This window comes from Desulfovibrio subterraneus (assembly GCF_013340285.1).
GTDB classification, from domain to species: Bacteria; Desulfobacterota; Desulfovibrionia; order Desulfovibrionales; family Desulfovibrionaceae; genus Halodesulfovibrio; species Halodesulfovibrio subterraneus.
In genome coordinates this window covers 1-14,783 of the sequence record NZ_BLVO01000012.1, presented here as the reverse complement: position 1 = coordinate 14,783, position 14,783 = coordinate 1, and the positions used below count along the sequence as shown (strand labels likewise).

Annotated in this window: 13 protein-coding genes and 2 rRNA genes; 8 read left to right on the top strand and 7 right to left on the bottom strand. The window is 57.3% G+C overall.

The features are described from left to right. Positions 1-14: 14 nt before the first annotated feature. On the top strand, positions 15-335 hold the full coding sequence (locus HUV30_RS04085) for an antibiotic biosynthesis monooxygenase family protein (RefSeq protein WP_174404161.1): 321 nt from the start codon (positions 15-17) through the stop codon (positions 333-335). 96 nt (positions 336-431) lie between these two features. On the opposite strand, the gene HUV30_RS04080 is transcribed toward HUV30_RS04085, so the two are convergent. After that, positions 432-986 (bottom strand): acetate uptake transporter, encoded by a 555-nt coding sequence (locus HUV30_RS04080; RefSeq protein WP_174404160.1) that lies wholly within the window; start codon positions 984-986, stop codon positions 432-434. A 765-nt stretch (positions 987-1,751) separates the two neighbouring features. On the opposite strand from HUV30_RS04080, the gene speA reads away from it, so the two are divergent. From speA to nspC, 3 genes are all read left to right on the top strand, one after another. Then, complete coding sequence (gene speA, locus HUV30_RS04075) at positions 1,752-3,671, top strand: biosynthetic arginine decarboxylase (RefSeq protein WP_174404159.1); 1,920 nt, start codon at positions 1,752-1,754, stop codon at positions 3,669-3,671. Between the two features lie 165 nt (positions 3,672-3,836). After that, on the top strand, positions 3,837-5,036 hold the full coding sequence (locus HUV30_RS04070) for a saccharopine dehydrogenase family protein (protein ID WP_174404158.1): 1,200 nt from the start codon (positions 3,837-3,839) through the stop codon (positions 5,034-5,036). Between the two features lie 385 nt (positions 5,037-5,421). Continuing rightward, positions 5,422-6,564, top strand: coding sequence for a carboxynorspermidine decarboxylase (gene nspC, locus HUV30_RS04065; RefSeq protein ID WP_174404157.1), 1,143 nt, complete (start codon positions 5,422-5,424; stop codon positions 6,562-6,564). Here nspC and cysC read toward each other — a convergent pair. Next, entirely contained in the window at positions 6,561-7,229 is a 669-nt protein-coding gene (cysC, locus tag HUV30_RS04060; protein WP_174404156.1) for an adenylyl-sulfate kinase, read from the bottom strand. The genes nspC and cysC overlap by 4 nt on opposite strands. Before the next feature lie 266 nt (positions 7,230-7,495). Here cysC and speB point away from each other — a divergent pair, with 266 nt between their 5' ends. After that, positions 7,496-8,350 carry an agmatinase gene (speB, locus tag HUV30_RS04055; protein ID WP_174404155.1) on the top strand — a complete coding sequence of 285 codons (855 nt, stop codon included), beginning with the start codon at positions 7,496-7,498 and terminating at the stop codon, positions 8,348-8,350. A gap of 89 nt (positions 8,351-8,439) precedes the next feature. Here the strand turns inward: speB and HUV30_RS04050 are convergent, their stop codons facing one another. Both HUV30_RS04050 and HUV30_RS04045 read right to left on the bottom strand, forming a co-directional pair. Next, complete coding sequence (locus HUV30_RS04050; RefSeq protein ID WP_174404154.1) at positions 8,440-8,700, bottom strand: hypothetical protein; 261 nt, start codon at positions 8,698-8,700, stop codon at positions 8,440-8,442. Positions 8,701-9,544: 844 nt separating this feature from the next. Further along, complete coding sequence (locus tag HUV30_RS04045; RefSeq protein ID WP_174404153.1) at positions 9,545-9,829, bottom strand: SemiSWEET transporter; 285 nt, start codon at positions 9,827-9,829, stop codon at positions 9,545-9,547. Positions 9,830-9,976: 147 nt separating this feature from the next. On the opposite strand from HUV30_RS04045, the gene HUV30_RS04040 reads away from it, so the two are divergent. Beyond that, the gene (locus tag HUV30_RS04040) at positions 9,977-11,521 is read left to right on the top strand and encodes an SDR family oxidoreductase (RefSeq protein WP_174404152.1); all 1,545 of its coding nucleotides are present in this window, start codon (positions 9,977-9,979) and stop codon (positions 11,519-11,521) included. Between the two features lie 12 nt (positions 11,522-11,533). Here the strand turns inward: HUV30_RS04040 and HUV30_RS04035 are convergent, their stop codons facing one another. Beyond that, entirely contained in the window at positions 11,534-11,677 is a 144-nt protein-coding gene (locus HUV30_RS04035) for a hypothetical protein (RefSeq protein ID WP_174404151.1), read from the bottom strand. A 49-nt stretch (positions 11,678-11,726) separates the two neighbouring features. Here HUV30_RS04035 and HUV30_RS04030 point away from each other — a divergent pair, with 49 nt between their 5' ends. Both HUV30_RS04030 and HUV30_RS04025 read left to right on the top strand, forming a co-directional pair. Then, complete coding sequence (locus HUV30_RS04030; RefSeq protein WP_174404150.1) at positions 11,727-12,956, top strand: APC family permease; 1,230 nt, start codon at positions 11,727-11,729, stop codon at positions 12,954-12,956. A gap of 150 nt (positions 12,957-13,106) precedes the next feature. Beyond that, complete coding sequence (locus tag HUV30_RS04025; protein ID WP_174404149.1) at positions 13,107-13,382, top strand: rhodanese-like domain-containing protein; 276 nt, start codon at positions 13,107-13,109, stop codon at positions 13,380-13,382. Between the two features lie 786 nt (positions 13,383-14,168). On the opposite strand, the gene rrf (HUV30_RS04020) is transcribed toward HUV30_RS04025, so the two are convergent. Next, a 5S ribosomal RNA gene (gene rrf / locus HUV30_RS04020) occupies positions 14,169-14,283 on the bottom strand. 172 nt (positions 14,284-14,455) lie between these two features. Beyond that, positions 14,456-14,570 (bottom strand): 5S ribosomal RNA (gene rrf, locus HUV30_RS04015). Between the last annotated feature and the right edge of the window lie 213 nt (positions 14,571-14,783).

Here is a 14,783-nt window from a genome sequence, read left to right as displayed (position 1 = left end):
AGGGAGTGCAGCCCATGGTCGGCACGCTCACGCCTCCGTACTATGCCGTGATATTCACCTCCGTCAGAACGGAAGGGGATAACGGCTATGCCGAAATGGCAGACAGGCTGGCGGAACTGGCCATGAACCAGCCCGGTTTTCTGGGTACGGATTCCGCACGGAGCGGGCTTGGCATTACCGTCTCCTACTGGAAGGACATGGAGTCCATCCGGTGCTGGAAGGCGCAGGCAGACCACGCCGCAGCCCAGCGGATGGGGCAGGAAAAGTGGTATGCTTCCTATTCGCTGCGCATTGCCAAAGTGGAGAAGGAAGTTCACTTCCCCCCTGCTACCTGACCGCGACACACAAGAATGCAATCGAAAAGGCCGGAGTCTTGCGACTCCGGCCTTTTCTCATTCTTAACATGCCGGCGTGAAGCCGGATGAAAAACACTAGCCTATGGGCAGCACCGTGCGGCCGTACACTTCGTTCAGCACTTCGGCCATGGCGAGGTAGATGGCGGATGCGCCACACACGATGCCTTCGTACCCTGCGATGGTGCCGATGGTCTCGCTGCCGGTGAAGTCACGGGCGGCAAGCAGGAAGAAGAGAACGGTCAGAGAGAAGAAGATGAACTTGATAACGGTGTTGCTCTTCAGCGTACCCAGGAACATGAAGAACGTGAACACGCCCCACATAACAAGATACCATGCCATGTAGCCGTGGGGGGTTGCTTCGGTCCAGCCGAGCTTGGGCATGACGAGAAGCGCCACAAGGCTGAGCCAGAAAAATCCGTAGGAAGTAAATGCGGTCAGGCCGAAGGTGTTACCCTTCTTGAATTCCATGATGCCGGCGATAACCTGGGCAAGGCCGCCGTAGCAAAGGCCCATGGCAAGCACCATGGCGCTGAGGGGGAAGAACCCGGCGTTGTGAATGTTCAGCAGCACCGTGGTCATGCCGAATCCCATCAGGCCCAGCGGGGCAGGGTTTGCAAGCTTCTGATCCATGTTTTCCTTTCTCCTTGGAAATGCGTCGTAATATCAGAACCGCCAGCAAGGCGGTCCCTATTTGCACTGTTCGCTCAACCAGCTATAGTATCCCGATACAATTTGCAATAGCCTTGCAGGCATCCGCTCGCAAAAATAAATGTAACACAGCAGAACCAATCCGGAACAAAGCCTGCATGCCTCTGCACCCAAAAGCGCATCCGTTTTAATGACAACCCCTCGCTTTTAGTAAATCACATCCCCGCTAAGCCGGAGCTGAGATCCAAAAACGGATTTCCCTCGCTTATACGCGGGGCAGGAACGTCAGGTTCCTGCCCCGCGGAGCCAAAAAATACCAAAAAAACGTTGTCAGCAGTCTGCTGTACCCAAAGGCATATTCACCATTAATACCCTGCCTGCGCCCTGTTGCAAGCAGTGCATCGTGATATTTTGTCGGTTCTTGCCACGGCCCTGTTGCTGGCAGAAGAAATGTGCTAGAGTCTCCTCTGACCGGAAAGAAAAAGAGAACGTGGTACGCCTTCCCTATTTTTTCATGGTTAACACGCCGCCACAATTCGATTTTCTCCAGCTTACAAAAAATGTGTCCCCCCAAACGGACCGGCAGGTATTGACAGCATCCCCCCCCTGCCTCTAAATGGGTCCCCCACGGTATGCTGGAGTAGCACTTTCCTACGCAATGGCAACCATGGCATGGCAAGGGTGGAACACCTTAACAGGGCGTTCCTTGGCAGTAACTTTAATTGGGGTTTGTATGAGGTCCGACAGTTGGCAAAGCAAAAAGCCCTCACGCAGTGGAGTATTGAAGACTCCGCTGAACTGTACGGCATCCGCAATTGGGGTGCCGGATACTTCGACGTTACCTCGGACGGGGATGTCGCCGTACATCCTTTCGGGAGCGGCAGCAATGTAGCCGTCAGCATCCCGGAACTCATCCGGGGTCTGAAAGAACGCGGTCTTGATCTGCCCGTTCTTCTTCGCATTGAGAACATTCTCGACTCGCAGATATCCACGCTGCACGAGTCCTTCCGCAAAGCCATAGCCAACCTCGGCTTCAAGGGCGAATACCGCGGAATCTTCCCCATCAAAGTCAACCAGCAGCAACAGGTTCTCGAAGAAATCGCGAACTTCGGCTCGCGCTACCACCACGGTCTCGAGGTGGGCAGCAAGGCCGAGCTCATCGCGGCCATCTCGCAGATGCGCGACTACGAAGCCTGCCTTGTCTGCAACGGCTACAAGGACGAGGAATTCATAGACCTCGGCCTGCATGCCATGCGCATGGGCTTCAACTGCATTTTCGTACTCGAAATGCCGTGGGAGCTTTCCAGCATCCTCAGCCGTGCCGAACAGCTCGGCGTGGACCCGCAGATCGGCGTCCGCGTCAAGCTTGCCGCCAAGGGCAGCGGGCACTGGGCGGAATCCGGCGGCGAACGTTCGTCGTTCGGCCTTTCCCTGTCCCAGATCATGGATGTGGTGGATACCCTGCGCAGCATGGACAAGCTGCACTGCCTCAAGCTTCTGCACTACCACCTCGGTTCCCAGATTCCGAACATCCGCGACATCCGCACGGCCGTGCAGGAAGCCTCGCGCGTGTACGCCGAACTGGTGGCCGAAGGTGCCGCCATGGGCTACATCGACCTCGGCGGCGGCCTTGCCGTCGACTATGATGGCTCCCATACCAACTATGTCTCCAGCCGAAACTACACGCTGGACGAATACTGCACCGACATTGTGGAAGCGGTCATGACCACGCTTGATGCGCGCGGCATGCCCCACCCCCACATCATTACGGAATCCGGCCGCGCAACCGTGGCCTACTATTCCGCGCTGCTCTTCAACATTCTTGACGTTTCCACCGTGGAAGACGGCCGCATCCCCAGCGAGATGCCCGCCGACCTGCCGGAACCCATCAAGAACCTGTTTGAAGCACACAGAAGCCTTTCGTTGCGCAACGTGCAGGAGTGTTACAACGACGCCCTGTATTACCGCGACGAAACAAGGCGCATGTTCCTTGACGGACGCGTTTCCCTGCGCGAGCGCACCCTTTGCGACAACCTCTTCTGGGGTATCATCAAAGGCGTTGCCGCTCTCAAGGATCAGCTCAAGCATATCCCCAAGGATATGGAAGAAATCGATGTTGCGCTTGCAGACATCTACTACGCCAACTTCAGCGTCTTCCAGTCCCTGCCGGATGCCTGGGCCATCGATCAGCTGTTCCCCATCATGCCTGTGCACAGGCTGAATGAACTGCCCTCGCGGCAGGCCATCATCAGCGACATAACCTGTGATTCAGACGGCAAGATAGACCAGTTCATCGATCCACAGGGCAAAAAGCGCGTGCTCGACCTGCATCCCATGAACAACGGCGACGACTACTATCTCGGCGCGTTCCTTGTGGGTGCATATCAGGAAACGCTGGGCGACCTGCACAACCTGTTCGGCGATACCAACGTCGTCAGCGTGCGCGTCTACCCCGACGGCTCCTACGAGTTCGTCCGCGAAATTCAGGGCGACACGGTAGCGGAGCTGCTGGAATATGTTGAATACGAACCCCGCCGCATCATGGAAGACCTGCGTTCCCTCGCGGAACAGGCCGTGCGCAGCGGACGTATTTCTCCGGCAGAACGGTTCAGTATTCTCCAGGCCTTCGAACTGGGCCTGCGCGGATACACCTATTTCGAAAGCTAACAGGCCGCGACGCTAAAAACGGCCGGGCAGCCCCCAGCAAGCACCCCTGATGTATTCCTTCAGGCCGTGTCCATTGCGCTTGCCCGTGTCTTTTCCGTCACGGTTCTGCTACTATATCTTACAGTTTAAGCGTCAGGGACTGCCAAGTCCCGAAGGAGACAGCCAATGGCAAAAGTACTGATCATCGGCGCCGGTGGCGTGGGCGGCGTTTGCGTCCACAAGTGCGCACAGGTTCCCGAAGTTTTCTCCGACATCGTGCTCGCATCCCGCACCCTGTCCAAGTGCGACGCCATCGCCGCTTCCGTGAAGCGCAAGACCGGCCGCACCATCACCACCGCCAAGGTGGATGCAGACAACGTGCCCGAGCTGGTGCAGCTCATCAACGCCCACAAGCCCGATATCGTGGTCAACCTTGCCCTGCCCTATCAGGACCTGACCATCATGGACGCCTGCCTCGAAACCGGCGTGCCCTACCTTGATACCGCTAACTATGAACCGCTCGATGAAGCCAAGTTCGAATACAAGTGGCAGTGGGCCTATCAGGACCGCTTCAAGGATGCAGGACTCATGGCCCTGCTCGGCTCCGGCTTCGACCCCGGCGTAACCAACGTGTACTGCGCCTACGCCATGAAGCACCTCTTTGACGAAATCCACGAGCTGGACATCATCGACTGCAACGCAGGCGACCACGGCCACCCCTTCGCCACCAACTTCAACCCGGAAATCAACATCCGCGAAGTTACCGCGCGTGGCCGTTACTGGGAACGCGGCGAGTGGGTGGAAACCGACCCGCTCAGCTGGTCCATGATGTACAAGTTCCCCGAAGGCATCGGCCCCAAAAAGTGCTTCCTCATGTACCACGAGGAACTCGAATCCCTCGTCATCAACATCAAGGGACTCAAGCGCGCCCGCTTCTGGATGACCTTCTCCGACAACTACCTCAACCACCTGCGCGTGCTTGAGAATGTCGGCATGACCGGTATCGAGCCCGTGGAACACAACGGCCAGCAGATCGTGCCCCTGCAGTTCCTCAAGAGCGTGCTGCCCGAACCGGCTTCCCTCGGAGGACGCACCAAGGGCCGCACCTGCATCGGCTGCAAGATGAAGGGCCTGAAGAACGGTGAAGTGAAAAACTACTTCATCTACAACATCTGCGACCACGAAGCCTGCTACGACGAAGTGGAATCGCAGGCCATTTCCTACACCACCGGCGTACCCGCCATGATCGGTGCCATGATGATGGTCACCGGCGCATGGAAGGGCGAAGGCGTGTTCAACATGGAACAGCTCGATCCCGACCCGTTCATGGATAAGCTCAATATCCATGGCCTGCCGTGGGTGGTTGTCGATCTCGACAAGCAGTAATCCCCAACGGGGGCCGGTCTCCGGCCCCCGTTTTGATACGATAGTTCAAGATTTTTTGAGGGATTTTGGGGGAGTGTTTTTTGGGCCTGCGGCGCTTTTTGAGTCAGGCATGCCTCCGGCGGCCAAAGGGAGTAACCCCCTTTGGAAACCCTGACAGGCTCCGACTATACGTCCGCGTAAGAAATGTTTGGCCGGCGTTAGCCCAGCAATACTCTCCTCAATGTAATCTCTCCCACTAAGACGAAAAATTCGCCTCTTGTAAGCGACAACATCGCTAACACGGGTGCAGGGGGATTATCCCCCTGCCGGGTACAGGGCAGCGCCCTGTCTGCCGGAGGCAGGCGAAGCCAATACACACAATAAACTCTTACTCCAATACAACAACATGAAACTCCCCAACCTTGCTCAATTGCCCTCGCCCTGCTTTATTGTGGACGAGGCACTGCTGGAACGGAACGTGCGCATTCTGGACACGGTACAGCGCCGCACGGGTGCGAAGATACTGCTGGCCCTGAAGGGCTTTGCGACCTTCAGCACGTTTCGTGTACTGAACAACGTGCTGCACGGCACCTGCGCCAGCTCCCCACACGAGGCACGCCTTGGCCGCGAGGAATTCGGCGGTGAGGTACACGGCTTTGCCGCAGCGTATTCGGATGACGACATGCGCGAGATGGTGGAGCTGTGCGACCACATCGTGTTCAACTCCTTTGCGCAGCTTGAGCGCTTCCGCCCCGTGGTGCAGGCAAGCCCGCGTGCCATAGAGATTGGCCTGCGCGTGAACCCGCAACACAGTGAAGGCGCGGTGCCGATTTATGATCCATGCTCCCCCGGCTCGCGTCTGGGCATCCGCCGCCAGCACTTCAAGCCGGACCAGCTGCAAGGCGTTTCGGGCCTGCACTTTCACACCCTGTGCGAGCAGAATTCCGATGCGCTGGACAGAACGCTTGCAGCCGTTGAGGAACAGTTCGGCGAATTTTTGCACGACATGAAGTGGCTGAACTTTGGCGGCGGCCACCATATCACCCGCGATGATTACGATATCGACCGCCTGTGCCGGTGCATTGAACGCGCACAGCAGCGGTATGACGTGCAGGTGTATCTGGAACCGGGCGAGGCCGTGGCCCTGCAGGCAGGCTATCTTGTGGGTACGGTGCTGGACGTGATCGAAGCGGACATGCCCATTGCCATTCTGGACGCTTCTGCCGCCTGCCACATGCCCGACGTGCTGGAAATGCCCTATCGCCCCTTCATTATCGGCTCCGGCCAGCGTGATGAAAAGGCGCACAGCTACCGCCTTGCAGGCAAGTCATGTCTGGCTGGCGACGTGATCGGCGAATATTCTTTTGATGCACCGCTGCAAAGCGGCGACAAGGTGGTCTTCACGGACATGGCCATTTATTCCATGGTGAAGACCAATACCTTCAACGGCCTGCAGCTGCCCGCCATTGCCCGCTACCATTCGGAAAAGGACGAGCTGGAAGTGGTTCGCCGCTTCGGCTATCAGGATTTCAGAGGAAGACTTTCCTAGGAAAGAGAAACCGGAGGGGTGGTCCCGAGGGAACGCCCTTCCGGCATATCCGCCAATGCGCCATCCGCTTGGCGGATGTTGTGCATGACAAAGTCGAGCACCTTGGCAACGGATTCATCCAGCGATTCCCTGTCTGTATCCACCACAAGATGCGGATGCTGCGGCACCTCATAGGGCGCGCTGATGCCGGTGTAATGCTTGATGAGTCCGGCGCGGGCGCGGGCGTAATAGCCCTTCACGTCGCGGGCTTCGCAGACGGAAAGCGGACAGGATACGTAGATTTCGCGCAGATCGTCACCGAGCACCGAACGAATGACAGTGCGATCGGCCTCCAGCGGCGCGATGAAGGCACACAGACAGATGGTGCCGCTTTCAGCAAAGAGCTTGCTCACCTCGCTGATCCGACGGATGTTTTCCTGCCGGTCTTCGGGCAAAAAGCCGAGATTGCTGCACAGGCCGTGGCGCACGTTGTCGCCGTCGAACACGACAGCCTGCATGCCTGCGTCGAACAGGGCTTTTTCCACTGCGTGGGCGATGGTGGACTTACCGGAACCGGAAAGCCCCGTCAGCCAGAACACGCGCGCTGAGTGTCCGTTCCGCTGTTCACGGTCGGTGCGGGAAACGCTGCCACGCTGCCTGATGATGTGAGGCTCTTTCTCTGCCATGGGGAATATCCTGCCTGTAACTGACTGAGTCATGACGCTTTGGACAAAGCTTGCAGCTTGCATGCCACTGGCGGCAGAGAAATGCACGACTGCGCAATATACCGGTGCCGGAGCATGCAGCAGCCTGACAGAACATAATCGGGCCCTAACCGGACCCCAATTGGACCCAAGTGAACCTGAAGAGAACAGGGGCTGACCAAACCCGAGCTGACGAAATCAGGCTCTGCCATACGATTGAACAGAATTGAACTGGACGGAGATAGACCATGAACCGTTTTCTTGCTTCCGAACTTGAAGAATCCACGCCTGAGCAGTGCCTGTTTCAGGTTGTTCCGGCTCCCTTTGAAGCCACTGTTTCCTATGGTGGCGGAACCGTGCATGGCCCTGCCGCCATTCTGGAAGCCTCTGACCAGCTGGAAGTGTGGGACGGCCTTTCGGATGCCTCCGTGCTGGGCATTCACACCCACCCCGCCGTGGACTGCACAGGCGATGCCGAAACCGTACTGGATCGCATAGAGGCCGCAGTTGCTTCTGCTGCGGAGCACGGCATTCCGGTCATGCTCGGCGGCGAGCACACCGTTACGCTGGGCGCGCTGCGTGCACTGCACAAGAAGCACGGCAACTTTGGCATTGTGCAGTTTGATGCCCATGCCGACCTGCGCGACACCTACGAGGGCAGCCCCTTCAGCCACGCCTGCGTCATGCACCGCGCTCTGGACCTTGGCCTGCCCGTGTTCGGCATAGGCGTGCGGGCGCTCTGCAAGGATGAAGTGGCCCTGCGCAAGGACAGAAACCTCTCGTATCTGGATGCCCGCGACCTTGCCATGAACGGCATGCCTGAAAACCTGCTGCCTGCGGATTTTCCGGAAACCATCTACGTCACCTTTGACGTGGACGGCCTTGACCCTTCCGTCATCAGCGCCACAGGCACCCCTGTTCCCGGCGGCGTGCTCTGGTGGCAGGCCATCAAACTGCTGGAAAAGGCCATTGCCGGTCGCACGGTCATAGGCATGGACGTGGTGGAGCTGGCTCCCAAAGAAGGCGACCACGCCTCCGATTTCGCAGCCGCACAGCTGACCTATGCGATGATGGGCATCGTGCAGCGGCTCAGCAACAGCTAGCTCAGACGACGTGACTCAATATACAAACAAAGGCCGGAAGCACCCGCTTCCGGCCTTTGTCTTGCCCAAAATAACTGTGAACTCAGCCTCTACTCTTCTTCCTCCAGCTTGGAAAGCCTGGCCGCGCCAAACGCCTTGCGTGCCTCCCAAACCTTCAGGCCGATCTTGCGGCCCAAATCCTGCTGCCGGGCGCGGATAAGCGCCTCTGCAGCCTCCTTGTCACCATGCTGCTTGAGCAGGGTTGCGGATTCCAGATCACGCAGATACTTTTCGCACTCCGCAATGACCCCGGAAAGATCGAGAGAGCTCAGTTCTTCCGGCACACGGACTGATTTGACCCTACGCGGCATGGCTCTTCTCCTTCCTTGATTTCCTTATGAAATACAGAATGTATACAAAAGGTCAACAGTCCGTATGCGAAAAAGAAGTGCAAAGACTCATTTTACTGCCGCCTTGCTCAACCATACCCACGCAGTCACCCCTGCTACAACAAAGCGCCCCGTAAGGCGCTTTGCAATTCTGCATCTGACAGCAGGGACAAGGCCGGGAACTACCGGCTTCAATCAATCTCGTTGCTTCACATCTGTCCGCCAGCGGTTCTGGGGGGCGCAACAGCCTTCCCCCATACGCTGCACTTCCCGGATGTAGGCTCCGGCATCGGCATCCATGGCCATGGCACACAAGTACCTTGACGCTTCAGCCGACCAGAACAATTCCGGACACCTGTCCGTATACCCGTGCCCGTGAATGGACTGATCGCACGGGTGATCCAGACAGCACCAGCCGCAACCGACGCAGATGAGAGGAGTATGGATGAGTATGCCGGATTCGGATGACGCAATTGGCGGTTCACTCCGAAACGGCACATGGATGCGCCCGCGGGATGCACTATGCGGCGAGGGGCGCGTTAGAGAACCTGATTGAGGTATGGAGGGTGAACACTCTTCCGCTTCCGCGAAAGCGATGGAAAACGCTGATTCCAGTTGGTGCGCCAAGGGCATTCGCTCCCTTTTCAGGGTCGAAGGTTGTGCACCCGTTGTCAGATGTGGAATATGCGCACGCTATCAGCCACAGACCACAATAGCCAGTCCGTAAAAGGCCCGCGGGCCGCAATACCATGGCCCTTCATGCGGAACCGCCCAAGCGCTTCAGCTGTGCCGCCGATACCGCAAGGGCAAAGTCCGGTACACCTTTCTAGCGGCGGGAAGGTCTTCGGCGTGAATAGCGAATTTTCATTATAAGAATGGATGCCGCAAGTACCAGCGTAATACCATTGGCAAGAATGACAGGGAGCGATCCGATCCCCAGCCCGTAGAGGAACCAGAGCAGAACACCGAGCGTGAGTGATATATAGGTAACAAGCGAGATGTCCCGCACGGATTTTGTGCGCCAGACCTTCAGCACTTGCGGCAGAAAGGCGAATGTTGTCAGGCAGGCCGCAATATAGCCTATCCCCTCTGTCAAAAGCGGTGCAACCATGAAAAGCCTCCGGCCGAATGGCTAATGCCCGTATCTACCCTCAACCCGTTCCCTCGGCAATATGGCATGCAATTCCTTTTTTTGTGCTTTCGGCATAGATTGTATGGTATGTGAGTACATCTCCTTCCTTATGTCCAAGAGGTACACATGCAGAATCACACCGCCCTGCCCATATTGGTGACTGGCGCAACCGGCTACGTGGGGGGACGACTCATCCCCCTGTTGCTTGAAAGAGGTTACCGCATTCGCGCACTGGTTCGCTCGCGGCGCAAGCTTGCTTCGCGGCCCTGGGCATCGCACCCGAATCTGGAAATTGTTGAAGGCGACCTGCACGACGAACCTCGTCTGCGGGCGGCCCTTCACGGATGCAGCGCGGCCTATTACCTCGTGCATTCCATGACCTCACGGCATCATGACTTCAAGGATGCCGACCGCAAAGCCGCGTACAACATGGTGCGTGCCTTGAAAGGCAACACGGTCGAACGTGTCATCTACCTGTCCGGCCTTGTGCCGGATGATACCGAACTGAGCCCGCATCTCAAATCGCGGGCCGAGGTGGCAGAAATTCTCGCACTTTCGGACGTTCCCGTTACGGTGCTGCGCGCGGCCCAGATCATCGGCTCCGGCAGTGCATCATTCGAACTGGTGCGTTACCTTGTTGACCGCCTGCCGGCCATGATTACGCCCAAGTGGGTACACATGGAATGCCAGCCCATAGCCATATCCAACGTGCTGGAATATCTTGCAGGGGTTCTTGAACTGCCGGAAACCGCAGGCAGGACATATGACATAGGCGGACCGGATATTCTGACCTACAGAGCCCTCTTTGACCTGTATGCTGAAGAAGCGGGCCTGCGCAAACGCCTCATCATTCCCGTTCCCGTGCTGACACCCTATCTCAGTTCCCTGTGGCTCAATCTTGTCACGCCTGTTCCCACCGTGCTTGCTCGCCCTCTTGTAGCCGGACTCAAGAACCGGGTGGTGTGCTCAGATAACAGCATACACGATCTTATTCCGCAAAAGTTGCTCAGCGTGCGGGAGGCCATACGCATGGCGCTGGACCGCATCCGCCAGCACACCGTCCCCACCTGCTGGAAGGACGCCGGAACGCCGGTTCCTCCGGAGTGGATCACCTGCGGCGACGCCCCCTTTGCCGGGGGAACGGTGGTGCATACCGCGCACGAGATCACCCTGCATGCAACACCGGAAGAGGTCTGGAAGCCCATTCAGCGCATCGGCGGTGAAAATGGCTGGTACCAGAGTGATATTCTGTGGCAGTTGCGGGGTTTTCTGGACAAGCTTGTCGGCGGCCCCGGCCTGCGGCGCGGCAGGCGCGATGCGGAAGAACTGCTTGTGGGCGACGCGCTGGATTTCTGGAGGGTACTGGATATCCGCCCCTGTGAACGCCTGCTTCTGCTTGCTGAAATGCGCCTGCCCGGAGAGGCGTTGCTTGAATTCAGGCTGGAAGACACCACTGCCGTAGACGCCGGTCCGCCTCAGGTTGTACTCACCCTGATTGCGCGGTTCCTGCCCCGCGGACTGGCAGGTATAGTATACTGGTATGCCATGTATCCCTTCCATCAGATCATCTTCAACGGCATGCTCCGCAATGTTGCGCGCGCCATCGGAAAAGATGTTGTTGCAGGCCCCCGCAATACTGATGATCCGAATACGGCAACATGCAAGCTGTAATCGCGTTACAAATTACAGCCACAGGCGTTGCTGGCGCTTGAAAAGCTGCATGCTGGGTCGCGCAGCTATCATGATCACTGTGGCAATTCGCCAATGCTGCAAATCTGCCTGCTGTGCGGCATAGAGCAGAAAGAGGACTCTTTCCCGTATTTTCATTTCTGCAACCCCCTGTTATGCTTTCCCGAGCACACTCGGAGGTATCCTGATGCTTGATCTTTTCCTGCCTCTTGCCTTTATGCTGTCCCCCGGCGCGCTGGTAGCCGTGGGCAACGGCTCGGGCATGTCCGGCTTGCTCTTCAGCCTGTTTCTGCTTCTTGCGGCACTCTGTGCCCTTGTAACAGCCAACGGCATGGGTACACCCGAGAGTGGAGGCAGCACAAGCAACGCACTCAGGGCCTACGGGCTTGGTGTCATCAATGCGGCTCGTATTCTGGCCCTGATCGCGCTCGGCACGCTCTGGCTGGCCGAAGCGGGATACAGCTTCAATGAGCTCTTTGCCAGTTGGTACCCCAATCTGGCATTTTCGTTCACGCTGCTCGCGCTCGTTGCCGGAGCCTCTCTTCTGGCACCTGTTCCGCGCGGCATAGTGCTGTATGTTGTAACGCTCATCGCGCTCACTTCCGTTGCCTATGTGGCCGTCATGGCAACGCGTCCCCATGGGCTTGAAGGCCTGTTCCCGACCATGTTCCCGCAGAAAACACCGCCTTTCTTCCCCACAGGCGGTGATCCTCTCAAGGGCTGCTACCTCGCCTTCATCGCCCTGCTCGGCTTCGATCTCGCATCCAGGCCTGAGGTCGGCAAAGGAGCACAGCGCGCTCTTATGGCCGTTCTGCTGGCCCTGTGCCTGTTTGTTGTCTATCTGTGGGGCAGCCTCAGAGCCGCAGACCCGTTCGACCTTGCAGGCTCCACAGTACCGCATATCCTCATGTCGGGCATCGCCCTTGGCGACAACGGACGCCAGATCATGGGTGCCGCAGTTCTGTTCGGCACCTTCGCATCCATTCTGGCATTGCTCATTGCCACAGCACGCCAGCTTGCATTTCTGGTTCGCAAGCCGGATGACAAACTCTTCCGCCGCCAGATGCACATCCTTCTGTGCATTCCCATTGCCGGTCTGCTTGCCTTCGGCTGGGCTGGCGAACCAAGACTTGAGGCACTCATCAATGCTTCCCTTATCTGCTGGTTCGCGGGCTATGCCCTTATAAACAGTTCCTTGTTGCTGCGCGGCTATTTGCCCCCGCTCACGGTACTGGGGATGCTTCTTTACGGCTTTGCCGCGTGGATGACCTTCGACAAGCCGGACGACGTCACACTGCTGGCCTATTCGGCAGGAATCATCACTGCTACCGCTATGATATTCTCTTTCGCATACGCCAAGCTTTCGGCTCCCGCAGCCCCACCACAGAAGGACGCGGCAAAGCAGGAACAAGACTGATCCGGCCTCCATTTGCACACCAGTTTTTTCAGTACTCGCGCGCATAGTATCAGATATACAAATACGCATTCGTCCTTGCCATGCCTCAATTCCATGCTACATTCAGAGTATGGCTTTTGAAAACTGTTGTGACATGTTCAGGAGGCGACTATGCGAGACAAAATACCGCGCTTGCTTTGGGCAACTCTTCTCTTCATGCTATCCCTTACTGTGCTTACCGCACATGCGGCAGACATAGCTAAAATAACACCGGAAGAGACCCTTTCCCGTCTTGATACGGCTCTGCTTGTCGATGCACGCTCCGGCGCAGACTGGAGCGGCTCTACGCTCAAAATCAAGGGAGCCATTCGCGGCAGCCTGCAGGATGTAGATACATGGGCTGCCACAATTCCCAAAGACAAAGAGATTATCGTCTACTGCGCCTGACCTAACGAGTATACAAGCACCCGTGTGGTGCTCGCGCTTCAGGATATGGGCTTCACCAACGCAAAGGCCCTTCTCGGCGGATGGCACAAGTGGCACAGGGATGGTTTCCCCACCGAGAACAAATAGTACCTCTCACAAACTCTTTTCCCTCTTAGCCAGCCGAAACAAAGCTCCGGATCACATTGACCCGGAGCTTTTGCTTTTTTCGATCCAGCGCACTGAGCTGACAGCCTCTCTGCTTTGATGCCGCCTCCCTACGAGCGCATCACTGCCCTGAACAAACACACATGCCGATTGGAAGCGCTTCCCTTCCACGGCGGGACGCACTACACCAGCGACCAGCTGGGGCGAGGCAGGGGGAGTCCAGAGGGGGCCTTGCTGAGGAGTGCCAGTGGCTGTCTGCGACGAAGGAGCGATACAGCCACCAATCTAGCGAGTAGCAGCTGTAAGCGAGGCACGAGCCATACAGATGCACGTTGCCAGACGGTACGCCCTGGCTGAGGCCCCTTCTGGTCCCGCGGAAGCTATAGCCGTCGGCGAGTCTGCGAGCCTTACGGATAAAGACAGCAGAGCGGCGGCAAAAGGAAACAGTAGATTGGACTTGATGGAGTCGACGAACGCCTAACCAAGTCAGAACGCACCAAGGCCTAATTCATTATTTGATTGAAGGCAGACCGAAGAGAATAAGAGAAAAGGTGATGGGTTACCGAGAATCAGTTAATACCCCCCAAAACAGAAAAACTCCGGCCCTCATCGGTTACCGGAGTTTTTCATTCAGGAAATAAGTCTTGGCGGCGGCCTACTTTCCCACCAGCTCCCTGGCAGTATCATCGGCGATGGCGGGCTTAACTTCCGAGTTCGGAATGGGATCGGGTGTACCCCCACCTCCATGACCACCAAGACAAAGTTCTCGGGCCACCTGCATGCACCGGAAAGGCGAGCGGTATATGCCCCGTTGCCACGTCAGTCTGCAGTCGTGACCCAAAATTCGTAATTTGCTCAAGCATGCGGTCACTGAATCAGAAAAACTCCGGCCCTCATCGGTTACCGGAGTTTTTCGTTCTGGAAATACGTCTTGGCGGCGGCCTACTTTCCCACCAGCTCCCTGGCAGTATCATCGGCGATGGCGGGCTTAACTTCCGAGTTCGGAATGGGATCGGGTGTACCCCCACCTCCATGACCACCAAGACAAAGTTCTCGGGCCACCTGCATGCACCGGAAAGGCGAGCGGTATATGCCCCGTTGCCACGTCAGTCTGCAGTCGTGACCCAAAATTCGTAATTTGCTCAAGCATGCGGTCACTGAATCAGAAAAACTCCGGCCCTCATCGGTACCGGAGTTTTTCGTTCAGGAAATAAGTCTTGGCGGCGGCCTACTTTCCCACCAGCTCCCTGGCAGTAT